This window comes from Tamlana crocina (genome assembly GCF_012037625.1).
In genome coordinates this window covers 1-495 of the sequence record NZ_JAAVJS010000174.1, presented here as the reverse complement: position 1 = coordinate 495, position 495 = coordinate 1, and the positions used below count along the sequence as shown (strand labels likewise).

Below are 495 nucleotides of genomic sequence, written 5' to 3'. Positions count from 1 at the left end.
ATGCTTATGAAGAGTTGAGCAAAGTGAGTGACCAGTTCACCATTGCTGCAGCTTTTGGTAACGTTCACGGTGTGTACAAACCGGGAAATGTAAAACTAACTCCTGTAATTCTAAAAAATTCTCAGGAATTTATTTCTGAAAAATACGGGGTAGGTAAAAACACCATAGATTTCGTTTTTCACGGCGGAAGCGGTTCTACCGTAGAAGAAATTCGAGAAGCAATTAGCTACGGAGTCATCAAAATGAACATTGATACAGATCTTCAATACGCTTACCTCGAAGGAATTCGTGACTATATGGGCGAAAGAGCAGATTATTTGAAATCCCAGATAGGAAATCCTGAAGGTGCAGATGTTCCTAACAAGAAACACTACGATCCAAGAAAATGGATCCGTGAAGGAGAATTAACCTTTAAAGCCCGTCTAAAAAAGGCTTTTGAAGACCTAAATAATATTAATACACTTTAAACCTATTGCAAAGGCCGCAAAAACGTTA

At 38.4% G+C, this 495-nt stretch carries 1 protein-coding gene; it reads left to right on the top strand.

From position 1 onward, the window contains the following. The coding region (locus tag HC176_RS16195; RefSeq protein WP_209309755.1) for a class II fructose-bisphosphate aldolase at positions 1–467 on the top strand (467 nt) is incomplete at its 5' end. Positions 468–495: the final 28 nt, after the last annotated feature.